General features: G+C 37.3%; 13 protein-coding genes and 1 pseudogene. 4 read left to right on the plus strand and 10 right to left on the minus strand.

Translation table 11 applies throughout. The annotated features are described in order from the left end of the window. Positions 1-184: 184 nt before the first annotated feature. From EHR_RS11440 to obgE, 5 genes are all read right to left on the minus strand, one after another. Positions 185-622 carry a LapA family protein gene (locus EHR_RS11440; RefSeq protein ID WP_010719263.1) on the minus strand — a complete coding sequence of 146 codons (438 nt, stop codon included), beginning with the start codon at positions 620-622 and terminating at the stop codon, positions 185-187. Between the two features lie 10 nt (positions 623-632). Continuing rightward, the gene (locus tag EHR_RS11445; RefSeq protein ID WP_010737503.1) at positions 633-1,421 is read right to left on the minus strand and encodes an SDR family NAD(P)-dependent oxidoreductase; all 789 of its coding nucleotides are present in this window, start codon (positions 1,419-1,421) and stop codon (positions 633-635) included. After that, entirely contained in the window at positions 1,405-2,358 is a 954-nt protein-coding gene (gene rnz / locus EHR_RS11450) for a ribonuclease Z (protein ID WP_010737502.1), read from the minus strand. The genes EHR_RS11445 and rnz overlap by 17 nt, the downstream gene beginning before the upstream one ends. Before the next feature lie 164 nt (positions 2,359-2,522). Continuing rightward, on the minus strand, positions 2,523-3,074 hold the full coding sequence (locus EHR_RS11455; protein WP_010737501.1) for a hypothetical protein: 552 nt from the start codon (positions 3,072-3,074) through the stop codon (positions 2,523-2,525). 267 nt (positions 3,075-3,341) lie between these two features. After that, complete coding sequence (obgE, locus tag EHR_RS11460) at positions 3,342-4,655, minus strand: GTPase ObgE (protein ID WP_010719267.1); 1,314 nt, start codon at positions 4,653-4,655, stop codon at positions 3,342-3,344. Positions 4,656-4,984: 329 nt separating this feature from the next. Here obgE and gap point away from each other — a divergent pair, with 329 nt between their 5' ends. After that, a complete protein-coding gene (gene gap / locus EHR_RS11465; protein WP_010719268.1) occupies positions 4,985-5,995 on the plus strand; it encodes a type I glyceraldehyde-3-phosphate dehydrogenase in 1,011 nt (336 codons plus the stop codon). A 128-nt stretch (positions 5,996-6,123) separates the two neighbouring features. Here the strand turns inward: gap and EHR_RS11470 are convergent, their stop codons facing one another. From EHR_RS11470 to EHR_RS11480, 3 genes are all read right to left on the minus strand, one after another. Next, a complete protein-coding gene (locus tag EHR_RS11470; protein WP_010737500.1) occupies positions 6,124-7,956 on the minus strand; it encodes a hypothetical protein in 1,833 nt (610 codons plus the stop codon). A gap of 524 nt (positions 7,957-8,480) precedes the next feature. Beyond that, positions 8,481-9,416, minus strand: a complete 936-nt coding sequence (locus tag EHR_RS11475; RefSeq protein ID WP_010737499.1) for an alpha/beta hydrolase — start codon at positions 9,414-9,416, stop codon at positions 8,481-8,483. Positions 9,417-9,758: 342 nt separating this feature from the next. Next, positions 9,759-10,853, minus strand: a complete 1,095-nt coding sequence (locus tag EHR_RS11480) for a DUF871 domain-containing protein (RefSeq protein ID WP_010719272.1) — start codon at positions 10,851-10,853, stop codon at positions 9,759-9,761. A 184-nt stretch (positions 10,854-11,037) separates the two neighbouring features. On the opposite strand from EHR_RS11480, the gene EHR_RS11485 reads away from it, so the two are divergent. Then, on the plus strand, positions 11,038-11,796 hold the full coding sequence (locus tag EHR_RS11485; RefSeq protein WP_010719273.1) for a peptidylprolyl isomerase: 759 nt from the start codon (positions 11,038-11,040) through the stop codon (positions 11,794-11,796). A gap of 127 nt (positions 11,797-11,923) precedes the next feature. On the opposite strand, the gene fabZ is transcribed toward EHR_RS11485, so the two are convergent. Then, positions 11,924-12,364, minus strand: a complete 441-nt coding sequence (gene fabZ / locus EHR_RS11490; RefSeq protein ID WP_010719274.1) for a 3-hydroxyacyl-ACP dehydratase FabZ — start codon at positions 12,362-12,364, stop codon at positions 11,924-11,926. 215 nt (positions 12,365-12,579) lie between these two features. On the opposite strand from fabZ, the gene fabI reads away from it, so the two are divergent. Then, on the plus strand, positions 12,580-13,335 hold the full coding sequence (gene fabI, locus EHR_RS11495; RefSeq protein WP_010719275.1) for an enoyl-ACP reductase FabI: 756 nt from the start codon (positions 12,580-12,582) through the stop codon (positions 13,333-13,335). 452 nt (positions 13,336-13,787) lie between these two features. On the opposite strand, the gene EHR_RS11500 is transcribed toward fabI, so the two are convergent. Next, entirely contained in the window at positions 13,788-14,801 is a 1,014-nt protein-coding gene (locus tag EHR_RS11500) for a branched-chain amino acid aminotransferase (protein WP_010719277.1), read from the minus strand. 168 nt (positions 14,802-14,969) lie between these two features. On the opposite strand from EHR_RS11500, the pseudogene EHR_RS11505 reads away from it, so the two are divergent. Then, positions 14,970-15,868, plus strand: a pseudogene (locus tag EHR_RS11505) (mechanosensitive ion channel family protein). The last annotated feature ends 21 nt before the right edge of the window (positions 15,869-15,889 follow it).

Consider the following 15,889-nt stretch of genomic DNA (forward strand, 5'->3'; position numbering starts at 1 on the left):
TTATAGCAAACGAAAAGTTTAAAAAAAGAAGAAAGATAGCCACAAACACATTAAAATGGTCTTCAAAAAGTCGTTACTCACTTTTTGAAGACCATTTGACAAACCCGAAACTCAGCCTTTAACTTCTCAGCCAAATATGACAATGGTTCCTGCCATCTTTTATTTTGGTCTCGTTCATGAAACTTTAGTCAAAATAATTATAGCTTTGCTTTGCTGAAATTTTCTGCGTATCAGATGTTGACGACTGTGCTTGTTGTAGTTGTTTTTTCGTTGCTTGTAATTCTGCCTGATAAGCAGCTTCTAATTCTGCTCGTTCATTTCGGAATGTTCGTTGTTGTTCTTCCTTTGCTTCAGCAATTTTCTTATCAAGATTCTCTTGATAATCTGATAGTTCCTGCTTTAATTGTTTGATTTGTTTTTTCTGTTGCCATAAAGTGGTTGATGCAGTAACAAAAACAATCAATGCACCAATAATCGCCGAACCAATGATAACTAAAATCAATGGTGCAGAAAATGAAGCAATCCCAAAGTTAACAGGAACATTTCTGTTGTTTAATACAGCAAATACGACAATAATCAAGACAAGCAAAAATCCAATAATCACACTACTTTGTTTTTTCATACTCTTTCACCTACTTTTTATTAAAAATCCCACTTGCGAGGTAGTCGCCAATAGTCGGAAAGAGAGTGTAAAATTTAGCCGCTATTTCAAGAAGGACAGGACGATTCACTTCACGCTTTGGATGTTCCATTGTTCGTACAATTGTTTTTGCTAGTTTCTCCGGTTCTAAAACAAGTTGACTAACTTTTTCTAAATAACTGCCGGTAGGATCAGCTTTATCAAAAAATTCAGTAGCAACCGGTCCTGGATTCACCGTAGTGACTGCCACTCCAAGTGGTCTTAATTCTAATCGTAAGGCATTAGAAAAGCCTAAGACAGCAAATTTTGTTGCTGAATAGATCGTTGATTTCGCCGTCGCCATTTTCCCAGCCATTGAAGCGATATTGATGATATGTCCTTGCCTTCTTTCAGCCATATCAATCGCAAATTTTTGGGTTAAGACCATCATACCTAGTACATTTACTTCAAACATATCGTAAGCTTTTCCTAAATCGAAAGTTAAAAAATCTTCAAAAATGCCAAAGCCGGCATTATTGACTAACACATCTACACGTCCGACTGTTTGCATCACTTGTTCATAGAGCCGATCGACGCTGTCAGGATCACTCACATCTACTGGAAAAGCATAGGCTTCCTTTCCGCTTAATCTCTGACATTCTGCTTTAACCTCATCAATCAATTGGCTGCGTCGAGCACAAGCAATGACGATAGCACCTTTTTTTGCAGCTTCATAACAGATTTGAGCGCCCAATCCACCAGAACTACCGGTAACTAAGACAACTTTATTTTCTAAATTCATTCTTTTCCTCCTCACGAAATGGAATATCGACAGTATCAAAATCTTTCATGATCCTTGTATTTGCAAAGACCTCACGTGCCTCTTCTTCTAGCTCTTGCGCAGCTTTTCCTAAATAGCGCGCACTGATATGGGTTAATAACAAACTTTTCGCTGCTGCTTCTTTAGCTACTTCAGCCGCTTGATAAGTCGTCGAATGGAAGTAGTTCTTTGCCAGCTTGGCTTCATTTTTGTTAAACGTACTTTCATGAACCAAAACATCACAGTCTTGGGCCAACACGACTGAATTTGCTGTCTTCCTCGTATCACCTAAAATCGTAACGATCCGCCCTTTTTTGTCTGGTCCCACAAACTGCTTCCCATCCACAACCCTTCCATCAGGTAATTGAACAGATTCTCCTTTTTTCAACTTTCCATATATTGGTCCAGCCGGAATATTCAGTTCTTGTAATTTTTCAACTTGAAGCTCTCCTTTATGGTCATGTTCCACAACCCGAAAGCCATAGCTGGCAATTCCATGATCTAATTTTTTAGTATAGACAGAAAAATGCTGATCTTGAAAAATCGGCTGATCTTCAACTAACTCGATGAATTTCAACGGATAGCCTAAACGTGTTTGCGAAACAGCTAACGAAGTTTTGACAAATGTTTCGATTCCTTTTGGTCCGTAGATTTCCAGGGGCGTATCTCCCCCTTGGAATGAACGACTGCTTAACAAGCCTGGCAACCCAAAGATATGGTCACCATGTAAGTGAGTAATAAATATCTTTTCAATCTTTCTTGGACGAATGTTGGTACGTAAGATTTGCATTTGCGTTCCTTCACCACAGTCAAATAACCAGACTTCATTTCTTTCATCCAAAAGTTTTAATGCAATACTGGTAACGTTTCGATGTTTGGCAGGTACCCCTGCACCAGTTCCTAAAAATTGTAATTCCATAATCTACCTGACTTTCTTTAAACTCACTATTAATTTTATGGGAAATGTGTCGGATAATCAACCGAAAGTCCGTATTGCTTACTAAATAATTGCATTTTTATTGGTACTAAAAAAAGAAAAACGCCTTTTTCACGCGTTTCTCTTTCTTTATTCTGTTCGTTTCTTTATTGAGGATGTTTGTCTTTCCACGATTTCCGTGCCGTTTCTTGTGTTTGTTTTTCGACTTCTTTGGCAGCGTGGACGTCTTCTTCGACCTCTTCATAATCTAAGCGAGTAATTTCACCACCTAAATCCATCATGACTAATTGGTTCAAAGGACGATTATCTTCTTCTTCAGCAATCAAAATCAAACCGGTTGCTCCTTCGCCAATTTTATTGCCCACAAAATCAAAAACTGTCTGAGCATCTTGGATTTCCTTGGCATCCTGCGTAGCACCGATCATCCCGCCAGCAAACCAGCCTAAAAGAATCCCTAGTGGGCCTCCCAAGACACCGACTAACATTCCGATTAAACCACCTTTTGAAGATTTATTGTTTCCAGTAAAATCCAAAAAATCCTCTATTTTGAATTGATGCGTTCCATTAGGATCGTGACTAATCACTGCCATTTGTTCACCCTTGATGGCACGAGAAGCGTGTAATCGTTTGATTTCAGAAAATGCTTGGTAAGCTTGACTCTCTACAGGGAAATTCAAAATAATCACTCGTTTGCTCATAAAAACACTCCTCTATTCATTTTCTTTATTCTAACTTTTATTTTAAAAAAACAAAAGGAAAAACCCTTTAATAAATAACACATAAGAAATATAAATTTTTCCTATTAAAAAATCTTTCTGAATACTATTGGTGATAGCTTAAAAATTTTTACCAAAAGACAAATCCTACCATTGCTTAAACCAAAAAAGCGCCAAACCATTTTTCTGGTTTGACGCTTTGTTGATATTGAGTGTTAACATGGGCTCTTTTCATGAGCATGCGTAATCTTATTCGACAAACTCAAATTCAAATTCACCGATTCTCACTAGATCGCCATCTTTTGCTCCACGGGCACGTAAAGCTTCGTCAACGCCCATTCCTCTCAACTGACGAGCAAAACGCATAACAGTTTCATCGTGATCGAAATTCGTCATTTGGAATAGTTTCTCAATTTTTTCTCCTGATAAGATCCAAGTAGCATCAGGATCGCGATCGATTTTAAATTCTGGCCCTTCTGGATTGAATCCATATTGAACTGTTTCTTCTTCGATTTCTTCATCATATAACGGAAACTCTGGTGTTACTTCTAGAAGATCCGCTGTCGCATTCAGCAATGGATCAATGCCTTTTCTTGTTACCCCTGAAACTGGAAAAATCGGCATATCGTCTGCAAATTCATCTGTTTTTTCTTTATTAAGCTGCTCTTTGAATTTTTTCAAATTTTCTTCTGCGTTTGGCATGTCCATTTTATTGGCTACAATTATTTGAGGTCGTTCCAATAAACGAAGATTATAAGTAGACAATTCATGGTTGATCGCCAAATAGTCTTCGTAAGGATCTCTGCCTTCCATCCCACTCATATCAATCACATGTAAAATAACACGAGTACGTTCGATATGACGTAAAAACTGCGTTCCTAAGCCAACACCTTGAGAAGCTCCTTCAATCAATCCAGGAAGGTCCGCTGCTGCAAAACTGCGTCCATCGCTAGTTGTTACCATACCAAGATTTGGTACTAATGTCGTGAAATGGTACGCGCCGATTTTAGGCCGAGCAGAAGAAATAACTGAAAGCAGCGTTGATTTACCTACAGATGGAAAGCCAACCAGCCCAACATCAGCCAAGACTTTTAGTTCTAATTCGATTCTGCGTTCTTGACCTGGTTCGCCGTTTTCTGCAATTTCTGGTGCTGGGTTTCGTGGAGAAGCAAAGCGGATGTTTCCTCGTCCCCCTCGACCGCCTTTAGCAACGACTAAGGTTTGACCATTTTCAATCAAATCGCCTAACAAAGCGCCTGTTTCAGCATCACGGACAGTCGTTCCTTGAGGGACTTTTACATAAGTATCTTCTGAACCCCGACCGTGCATCCCTTTACTCATTCCGTTTTCTCCTGGCTGTGCTTTAAAATGGCGATTGAAACGAAAATCCATTAATGTACGTAAACCTTCATCAACGATCAAAATGACGTCACCGCCACGACCGCCGTCACCACCAGCAGGTCCTCCATCAGGTACATATTTTTCTCTGCGAAAAGCGACCATTCCGTCGCCGCCTTTACCGGCCTTCACATCGATGGTTACTTGATCTAAAAACATGGACATCTTTAAGTCCTCCTATTTTAATTATCTATTATTCATTTGACTGCCTGAATTTCCACAATAAACAAAAGTCTTATTTATTTTATCGGTCAAAAGCTATTTTGTCTATCGTTTCAATTAAACTTTCCAGGTTTTGTTCATTTTTTCTATTCTACTTAAGGAAATTGTTTCAAAGATCTCCTAGTGCTTTTTACCTCTCAGACCATTTTATCACTTTACTTTTGTAAGTATCTTTTTTTGACAAATTTTGTGAACAGGAGGAAAATGACAGTGTATTAATCAAGGATGCGAAGTTTGCACCCTCAATATCACTAAAGGAGGAACTTTTGATTATGACAGTAAAAGTAGGTATTAACGGATTTGGACGTATTGGACGTTTAGCTTTCCGCCGAATCAAAGAAGTATCTGATGATATTGAAGTCGTAGCAATCAATGACTTAACTAGCCCAACCATGTTGGCACAGTTGCTACAATTTGATTCAACTCATGGAACCTATCCCGGTACAGTTACTGCAACAGAAGACTCAATCGTAGTAGATGGTGAAGAAACGCGTGTCTATGCTGAACCAGATGCAAGTAAAATCCCTTGGGTTAAAGAAAACGGGGTCGATATCGTACTGGAATGTACTGGTTTTTATACTTCGGAAGAAAAAGCACAAGCCCATTTGAACGCTGGGGTAAAACGTGTAGTGATCTCTGCTCCTGCTGGTGCAATGAAAACTATCGTATACAATGTAAATGATGATACGTTAGATGCTAATGATAAAATCATTTCGGCAGGCTCTTGTACGACAAACTGTTTAGCACCGATGGCTTATTTCTTAAATAATGAATTTGGTATCGAAGTGGGGACTATGACTACCGTTCATGCTTATACTTCTACACAAATGTTATTAGACGGACCAGTAAAAGGTGGAAATTTACGGGCAGCTCGATCAGCAGCTGACAACACGATCCCTCACTCAACAGGTGCGGCAAAAGCAATTGGCTTAGTTATTCCAGAGCTTCAAGGGAAATTGCAAGGTCACGCACAACGAGTACCTGTAGTGGATGGTTCATTAACAGAACTAGTTTCCATTTTAAAAACAAAAGTGACCGCTGAACAAGTGAACGAAGCGATCAAGAAACATACCGAAGACAATCCATCATTTGGTTACGATGATCGTCAAATCGTCTCTGGTGACGTAATCGGTACCACACAAGGTTCGATTTTCGATCCAACTCAAACAGAAGTCACAACGGCTGGCGATTACCAACTCGTAAAAACCGTTGCTTGGTATGACAATGAATATGGTTTCACTTGCCAAATGATCCGTTTGTTGGAAAAATTTGCTAATCTTTAATCACCAAAAGATCACACGTTTTCAAAGATAGAAAATAGAGACCGTTTGAACGACTCGTTGAGTGGTTCAAACGGTCTCTTTGTCTAGTTCTTCTAAACTGGTTCAAAAAGAACGAGTGATGGTAAAACTTATTCCCTCTCTTGATCAAAGATAGAATTTTTATAAACGTCCCTTATTTGCGAATTACTAGCTCGTGTTTTTTTCACTTTCTTTTGAGCAAAGTGTTCCGGATAAGCTATTTTCAATGCTCTTTCTTCTCCTAAATTATTCGCTAACTCTGTATTTTTTCCACTCAATTTCTTAAGATCATTAATATAAACATAACGCCCTAACTGCATTGTACTTGAAAAAATAGCAAAATCTACTGCGGCAGAAAAATGATGAAATCCCTGTTTTGATTTTAAATAAGCACTTTGATCAATGATATAATCTGTAACTTTTCCTCCATTGCTAATTAAAGATAAATCCCTTTGAAGGATAAAATCACTTTTGTTCTTATCGTTGCTCTTATTGAGTGCTTGTGCTAGTTCTGATAGGTTAGATTTAGAAATTTCAAATTCATGTACACAAGGTAACAGACCATTTACTTGCGTTCTTTTTTGATAGTAACCTGTGGGATCAACCACTGAAACGATAAAGTTACCGAAAGTATTTTTCCGTATCACACAACCAAGATTCTGTTTTTCATGAGGACCCTTGTCCTTCAACTTGATCTGAATATCATGAGAAGTAACTAGAAAAGAAGTTGGATCTCCTGGCATTAATCGAGAGAGTTCTTGTACAATCGAATTTTTTTCTAACTGATAATACTTACTATATTGAAGTGAACGGCTAATTGCTGCCACTTCATTTGGCAGAACAATCCCTCTTGACTGTTTTAATTGTTCTTCTGCTTTCTCAAATATTTCTTTTGGTTCCCGCAGCTCAGCTAGGTAAATCCCTCTGTCTTCTACTTCTACTGAATCTTGTCTAGACAGCGATTTTCTTTGTTGAGAAGTTGTGAGTATTGTATCTTCAATTTTTGTTTTCCAATTCTTATCCATATTTTCCACTTGTTCAGTTTTATTATGTACAATAACCATCGAATGAAGAAGATCTTCAGAATATTGTAATTGGTTCATCCTCTTAAGTGCTGCGTAATGAAACTCATTCATCAAACGTTTATGATTATTTTGTTGAGTTGCTGGTGTAAGATTGAAGTAATCCATTGGGGGCTTCGTTTGTTCATCAATTGCCTTCCCCTTCTGATCTTGTATTTGACCGTTCTTTTGAACATCCTCATGAATTTGATCAATAGCATTCCCATAAAAAATGTAGTCAACAGTGTAATATAGTTGCGGAAGTAAGAAATGAAATTTTTTTGAATGTGATATATTCTTTGCCGTTTCTTTTATTTCTTGTTTATTCCTAAGATTCTCAAATTTATCCACTAGTGTAGTCATATTCTCATGGCTAGAGTGTAATGGCGTGCCCAATAGATTGGCTAACTCTTTGGTTTTGTCTTGATCGATTGCGCATTTGCGAATCGTGAGCTCTTGGTCATTCGAAGTTACCAATGTAACGAGATATTTATTGTTTTGATTTTGGATAATTGCTCCTGTTAAACTAGTGTATACAGGCTCATTTTCAGTGGTGTCCTTAATCAACTCTTTTTCCTCTTTATGTAACGGTCTCCCACTTAGGAGTGGTAATACGAGAAAACGAGCTTCATCTCCACTTAAGTGTAAAAGTTCCTGTTCTATTTTTTGTGTATCTTGGATAGCATCGCTACTCCGTTCGAATGAATCGTACATTGTAAACTGACCCTTTTCTTCAGCTAAACTTGTTATGTTAGGATCGTCACTCACATTGATCATATGACTCCAATTTTTCAAATACTCTTTAAACATCGCTTTCGTCTCATTCAAATCAGGAATATGCCGAATATCTCCAACTGGAAGATCAAAAAATTGTTCATACATTTTGAAATTTCCAAATTTGTCTTGCTTATTTACTTCAATCGAAGGTTTTTTTTGAACAAACGTTTTGTACGGTTCACAATTGAATGTTTAGTATCTTTAGAGGATATTGAATTGACTAATAATCGTGCGCGCAAAGCTTGTTCTAGTTCTAGTTTATTTGCCAGTGGCATTTTTTCGCTCCCTTTCTTGAGATCATTTTTTATAATAAAAATCGTTTTGTGCGGTTGATTCGCTTTCTTTACGAAACGATTTTATATCCGTTTTTATGTCAAAAAGGCTCCTAAATTCATTTTCTCTATTTTCATTCTTCACAATGTATTTTTCGATAATGACAGAAAGGTTCCTCTTTGCCTATTCTTGATTTTCGTTCGTTTTTTTGTCTGATTTATGTAAAATTCTCAACTATATATGTAAGCAGTCACCCATATTTCTATTGTGAACGGATGACTGCCGGTAAATAAAAAGAATGAGTTCTCTCTATTAGAATCCTAAAATTATTTTTGTATTAGCTATTAGCAAACAACTCATTGGACATATTTTGCTAAAAACTCTTTGACGGTTTGCTGATACTTTTCTGGGTCTGCCTGATACGCTTTTGCGTGTTCGGCTCCCTTGACCACGTATTTTTCTTTTGGTCCCTTAGTTGCAGCATATACTTTTGCTAACATATTATAGGGAACGAATGTATCCGCATCACCATGGATAAATAACATTGGTTTCGTATTTTTAGTTAATTGATCAACGGCACTTGCTTCCCCAAAAAAATACCCTGCTCGAATTTTTGTAATCAAGCTAGTCACTTGGATCAATGGAAAAGAAGGTAAGTTGAACATATCTTTTAGTTGATATGCAAGTTCTTCATCAACTGACGAATACCCACAGTCTTCGATGATCGCTTTCACGTTATTTGGTAGCTTCTCACCGCTCGTCATCATCACAGTTGCAGCACCCATACTTACTCCATAAAGCACGATTTGTTGCGACTGCCCTGTTTCTGCTATGATTTTATCGATCCATTGGACGTAATCTTTTCGCTCTGGCCAACCGAATCCGATATAATCCCCTTCACTACGCCCGTGGCCTCGAGCATCTGGAACTAACACATTGTAGCCTAAATCATGAAACATTTTTGCATAATTTGCCATTGTTTCTGCATTCCCCATATAACCATGGGCAACAATAACTGTTTTATCACTTTTCTTTTCTGCTGGCAGATAGATCGCAGACAATTTCAAATGATCTGTTGATGTTAGATGCCAGTAAGTGCGATTCTCTTTCTGATTGAACCACTTTGTCGCCTCGTTTTCTTTTGTTGTTTGAGAAGTTCCCGGCGTATCGTTTTCTAAAAAATCCTTTTCTGATGGGACAACTGCATAATTATAAAAATAGTTGCCTGCAAATAATAGAACCACTATCACGACAATAGCAATTCCGATTACTATTTTTGTCAAAAGTTTCATCGCTTTCCTTCCTTATTCCATTATTAATACTAATTCTTGATTAAGTATAAACAAAGAAGTTATTCGATGCAATCCTTCCAAGAGTAAATATAAAGCTCCACATCACCCATTTCTCTTCAAATTTCATTATAAATGGTTGAAAAAAAACCATCTTCACACAACTAATCTATCAAGATCAGTCTTGTTATCTCAGAGACATAACATCTTGACAAATTATTTAGACTAATCAATTTTTCAATCATTTTTACAAAAAAACTTCAAAACCAGTAGAATTAACCGGCTTTGAAGTTTCCCCGATGGTTCTTAGCTTTTAAACAAAAATAGTTTAAAAGTTAGGAACCATTATTTTTTATTTTCGATCATTTTAAAACTTGACCACGGTTTTAAGAAGTCTAATAAGAACAATTCATCTTCTGAAATACGTCCGACTACATTCACACGACCGTCATTTTTCATCTCTTTTAGCGCAATTTGAGTTTCACCTTTGTATTGGTCATACCCCACATTATCAATCAAGACATCCCCGCGAGACATGTCCCGGGTATTATGTGGTGGGAATGGTTTATCTTTATAGTAGATCCGTGTCATTGTTGAACGAAGGATATATTCTGAACGATCACCACGATAGCTGTGGAGATTATCAAACAAACAAATCCGTTCATCTTCGGTGATATCTTCTTCAACATCTACTTTCAATGTTGGATAATCTGCATTAAATGCTTCTGCCATCGCTTTTAGTTCTTCCTCGCTCGCATAAGCATTGCCGATAGAAATATCATCGATCAAACCCGTCAGCATCAAGTGCTTGACTTGTGTAGAAATCTCTAAGTTTCGATGATCTTCAAGCGAACACAAACCGTCTTGCGTTGGCCATGGTCCGAAATCAGCGGTTTGAGAATTGACGAATGCCATTGTATTCAAATTATAATTTCTAAATTTTTCTGAGCAATACACAAAATGATCATAACTCAAACCAGAATAGCGATGAGGGTAAAAATTATGAGACCCTAACAAATTATTAGTATTCGGAGAATAACTCATGATGTTGTCAACATAACTAGTTCCAGAACTCATATTGATCTCAATCTTAATACCGTATGGATTACGTGTCATTTTTGCTTCTTCAGCTCCCGTAAACCCGATATCTAAACGGATGCCGTACGCTCCCATCTTATGAAAAAAGGAAAGATCATCGTAGGATATCCCTAATTGTTCAAATAATGCTGGATTGATATCTACCATAACTTCCATTCCTAATTGGTTCGCATATTCCACAACTTTAGAAAAATCAGCTAAAACCTTTTCTTTGTCATCTTCTATTTGTAATAAGCTAGTAAATACACGTTTGAATCCATATTTATGTGCTAAATCCAAATATGCTTTGTCCTTTTTGAACGTTGAACGTTCCGGATAAATCGAAATACCTAATTTTCCCATCAGTTGAATCCTCCCAAAATCTTTTTTGTATCCACTTACATTATAACAAAAGCGCTTTAAATGGTCTACACCTTTGAGAAAAGTGATCATAAACGAAGAAATTATGAGAAAAAGAATAGGTAAATTGATCATTATTTGTTATCATTATAGATAACAAACTGATTATCTTTGAAAGGAACCAAAAATGAAAACAAAAAAACTTCTTTTAAGTATGGGATTGGTTGCAACCCTACTATTTGCAGCAGGGTGTAATCAAAGTGAACCAAAAACAAACACTTCTGAAACAACAAGTTCAACAGAAAAAACAACGGAAAGCAGTACAAAAGAAAGTGTCGATTTAAACGCACTCCCTCTTCCTCAATTGAGCAATGAGGTCGCTGCCAATGAAGATCTGGTTGAGATGGTCACATCAAAAGGGACAATCAAAATGAAATTATTCCCTGAATTGGCCCCTAAAGCAGTTGAGAATTTTATGACACATGCTAAAGATGGCTATTACGATGGCTTGACTTTCCACCGAGTGATCAAAGATTTCATGATCCAAGGAGGCGATCCTAAAGGGGATGGTACTGGCGGTGAAAGTATTTGGGGCAAAGGATTTGAAACTGAAATATCTAACCAGCTTTACAACATCCGCGGAGCTTTATCCATGGCACGTGCCCAAGATCCTAACAGTAATGGGAGCCAATTTTTTATCGTCCAAAACTCAGATGATATGCATGACGGACTATTAAAAGATGATTACCCTCAAGCAATCATCAATGCGTATAAAAATGGTGGCTATCCTAGTTTAGATGGTGAATATACGGTCTTTGGACAAGTCATCGAAGGAATGGACGTTGTAGATAAAATCGCAGAGGTTGAAACAGATGCCTCAGATAAACCAAAAGAAGCGGTTAAAATTGAAAAAATCAATATTTTACAAGAAGCGAAAGAATCATAAGACGAATCATTAAGTAAAAGCCGAAGAATAACGAAAGGTATTCCATTGCCCTTCGCTGTTCTTCGGCTTTTACTGATAACTGGGTCCTTGTAAATTCTGCTTTTATAAAAAAAGCCGCTTTACCCAATTAAGCATCTTTGTTCACAATAAAAGTAAACTCACACTCACAAACTTTTTTATCCTCGACATAAGCCGCAGATAAAGCGGTCCCTACTGCACCCTTCATTTTTGTGATTTCAAAATGACATTTCATCACGTCACCAGGAACCACTTTCTGGCGAAATTTCGCTTTGTTAATCCCACCGATATACGCTCTTTTGCCTAAAAATTCTTCTGATTTTAAAATCAGAATCGATCCAGCTTGCGCTAAGGTTTCTAGAATCAATGCACCAGGCATTACTGGATTATCAGGAAAGTGTCCTTGGAAGAAATCTTCATTGATCGTTACATTTTTCGTTGCGACGATTTTCTTTCCTGGTTCTAAGGTATCGACATAATCGATATAGCATATTGGATAACGATTGGGAATCAAGTCCATTACTTCAGTAGCTGATAATACGTAAGACATAATATACTCCTTCTTTTGGCTAATTGCCTTGATTATTACTTTGATTATCAAAGTATCATATTCTTAAATTTTTAGCAATCTTTTTTATTATTAAAAAAAATAGTTTGACAATCAAAGCATTTTGACTAATAATAGAAAATCAAGAGGTTATTATTTTGCAATTATTGTTTATTATACAACCTATTAAATCTTTTTAAGATCAAAGGAGTGTCAATATGTCTTTTTTAGAAGGAAAGAAAATCGTCATTATGGGCGTCGCAAATAAGCGTAGTATTGCTTGGGGTTGTGCCGAAGCAATGATGAAACAAGGTGCTGAGATCATCTATACTTATCAAAATGAACGCATGAAAAAATCATTGCTTAAATTAGTCGGCGAAGATGCCTTTACGGTGGAATGTGATGTATCAAGTGATGAAAGTATTGAAAAAGCAATGGATGCAATCGGCGAATATGCTGGAGAAATCCACGGCCTAGTACACGCGATCGCATACGCAAACAAAGAAGAATTATCAGGAAACGTATCCGATATCTCACGTGATGGCTATCAATTAGCGCAAGATATCAGTAGCTATTCATTAATCGCTGTAACAAAATATGCACAAAAGTATCTAGCACATAACAGCGGAATTGTAAGCATGTCTTATTTAGGATCAGAACGCGCTATTCCTAACTACAACATGATGGGAATTGCAAAAGCATCTTTAGAAGCAGCCATCCGTTACTTAGCTGCAGAACTATCTCCTAAAGGCATTCGTGTCAACGGTATTTCAGCTGGGGCGATCAAAACATTAGCGGTTACTGGCGTGAAAGATTACCAAAAATTGATCCAATTATCTGAATCACGTACACCAGATCAACAAGGTGTGACGATCGAAGAAGTCGGGAATGCCTGTGCCTTTTTAATTAGCCCATTATCAAGCGGAATGATTGGCGACATTGTTTATGTAGATAAAGGTGTCCACTTATCTTAAGAGAACCCTATTTACTTTAGTCATCCCATTTAAAACAACACGAATCGCTTTTTATTTAAGTAAGATAACGGAAAAATTCGTTTAACACTAACGAACTCACCGGTTTCAAATAAACTTTAAACGACGACCTACTATTGATAGGCTTATCAATATTGGGTCGTCTTATTTTGATTGATCCCTAAAGAAAATATGAGACCCAGACGATGATACGCATGAAATATGCCTATCTAGATTATTGTGGCAGATTACAAGCCATTTGATTGTTAAAATATAAATAGTTTATATTTTAATATGAGTGAAATTGTATCTTCTATTTGGTGATGGATAAACTCTTCTAAAGTAGTATGTGGCAAGAAAGCTTGTAAAACTAATTTTATAAAAAAACTAGGACAGATCATCTATATCTGTCCTAGAAATCGTAGTATCTCTTTTTTACTAGATTATACTGTTGTTTATTCGACTACTTCGATCCAACCCTCAGGCGCTTCTACATCGCCAAACTGGATCCCTGTCAATTCATCATACAATCGTTTAGTTACAGGACCAACTTCTGTTTCGCTATGGAAAACATGTAAGTTATTTTGATAATAGATCCCTCCGATCGGTGAGATGACCGCTGCTGTGCCACACGCTCCTGCTTCGGCAAATTGGTCTAATTGATCAATAAAGATATCCCCTTCGACAGCAGTTAAGCCTAAACGCTCTTCAGCCAATTGTAAGAGTGAATATTTCGTGATACTTGGTAAAATCGATGGCGATTGCGGTGTGATAAATTGCCCATCTTTAGTAATACCAAAGAAATTCGCTGCCCCGACTTCTTCAATTTTCGTGTGAGTAGCAGGATCTAAATACACGCAGTCTGAATAATCTAATTCCTTCGCTTGTGTACCTGGCAACAGACTAGCTGCATAGTTCCCTCCTACTTTTGCTGCCCCTGTTCCATTAGGTGCTGCCCGGTCGTACTCTGATACGATAAAGTTCGTTGGTTTCAAACCACCTTTAAAGTAAGCACCAACTGGTGTACAGAAAACGACAAATAAGTACTCTGGCGCTGGGTGCACACCAATGTTTTCACCGACACCAATCAGAAAAGGACGTAAGTATAATGTTGCGCCTGTTCCATAAGGTGGTACAAATGCTTCGTTCGCTTTGACTACGTCTTTCACAGCTTCAATGAACATTTTTTCTGGTACCATCGGCATCAATAACCGTCTAGCACTTTGATTCAAACGACGGCTGTTTTGATCTGGTCGAAAAAGATTGATCTTGCCATCTTTTCTTCGGTAAGCTTTTAATCCTTCAAAGCATTGTTGTCCATAATGAAGCGCTGGAGAACCTTCATGGATTGTTAAATAGTTGTCTTCCGTCAATTCTCCTTTTTCCCATTGACCATCTTTCCACTTTGCAACGTAACGCCAAGGAGTTTTGATATATGAGAAACCTAAATTATTCCAATCCAATTGCATATTCATTCCACCTATCTTTGTTTTGTGAATATTTTAGCACTATCCTTGAGGTTTGTCATTTTATTTTTTGGAAAATTTCTGAAATTTGAAACAGTTTTGCTGATTTTCTTTTTCCCTTGTTCTTGTTACAATACAGTAGTGAGTATATATTTTAGAAAAGAGGATCTTATGTTTTTACAACTAGCGACAACAGCAACCACTTCCACAGGTGAAACATTAACTGACCAAGCAGTCCACCAAGTGAATGCTTTTCAACGTTTCTGGAATACGATCGATTGGGATGCAATTTTTGCAACCTTCATCCAAAAAGGACTTTATTTAGTTTTTTAATTCTTTTATTTGCCATACTCAACCGTGTCGGAAAATATTTAATTGATAAATCTTTTAAACAATATTCTAAGAAATCGGTTTTGAATGAAAGTCGTTTAAAAACGTTACACAGTCTGTTAAATACGATTTTCCAATACACGATGGGTTTTTTCTTTATTTATGCGATTTTATCCGTCATTGGTGTTCCGATTGGTTCATTGTTGGCAGGAGCGGGAATTGCTGGGGTAGCAATTGGATTGGGCGCACAAGGCTTTATGAGTGATGTGATTACTGGCTTTTTCATTATTATGGAACAACAAATGGATGTCGGAGATTATGTAAAATTAGCAAATCTGTCAATTGAAGGAACAGTGGCTTCTGTCGGTATTCGGACGTTACAGCTAAAGGCTGTAGACGGTACGGTTCACTTTATTCCCAATCGAAACATCACGACTATCAGCAACCTATCCAGAGCGAATATGCAAGTTCTACTTGATATTCGCATCGTGCCGGAAGAAGGCTATGATTCTATCTACGAAATCATCGATCGTGTAAATCAACGATTAGCTGAAAAATACCAAGACGACTTACAAACTGAACCAACAATTTTTGGATTAGTCGATTTAGGGATTCGAACCATTTGTTATGCCTTGAATGGAAAACAATTTGTTTTGAAAGAAGAATTTTTGAGTTCTTATGTAAAAGAATTGACAACAGCAGGATTTACCATTCCTAACAGCCCGATCAGCTTGAAATAAAAAAGATTGAGACGATTCCTT

This window comes from Enterococcus hirae ATCC 9790 (assembly GCF_000271405.2).
Taxonomy (GTDB): Bacteria; Bacillota; Bacilli; order Lactobacillales; family Enterococcaceae; genus Enterococcus_B; species Enterococcus_B hirae.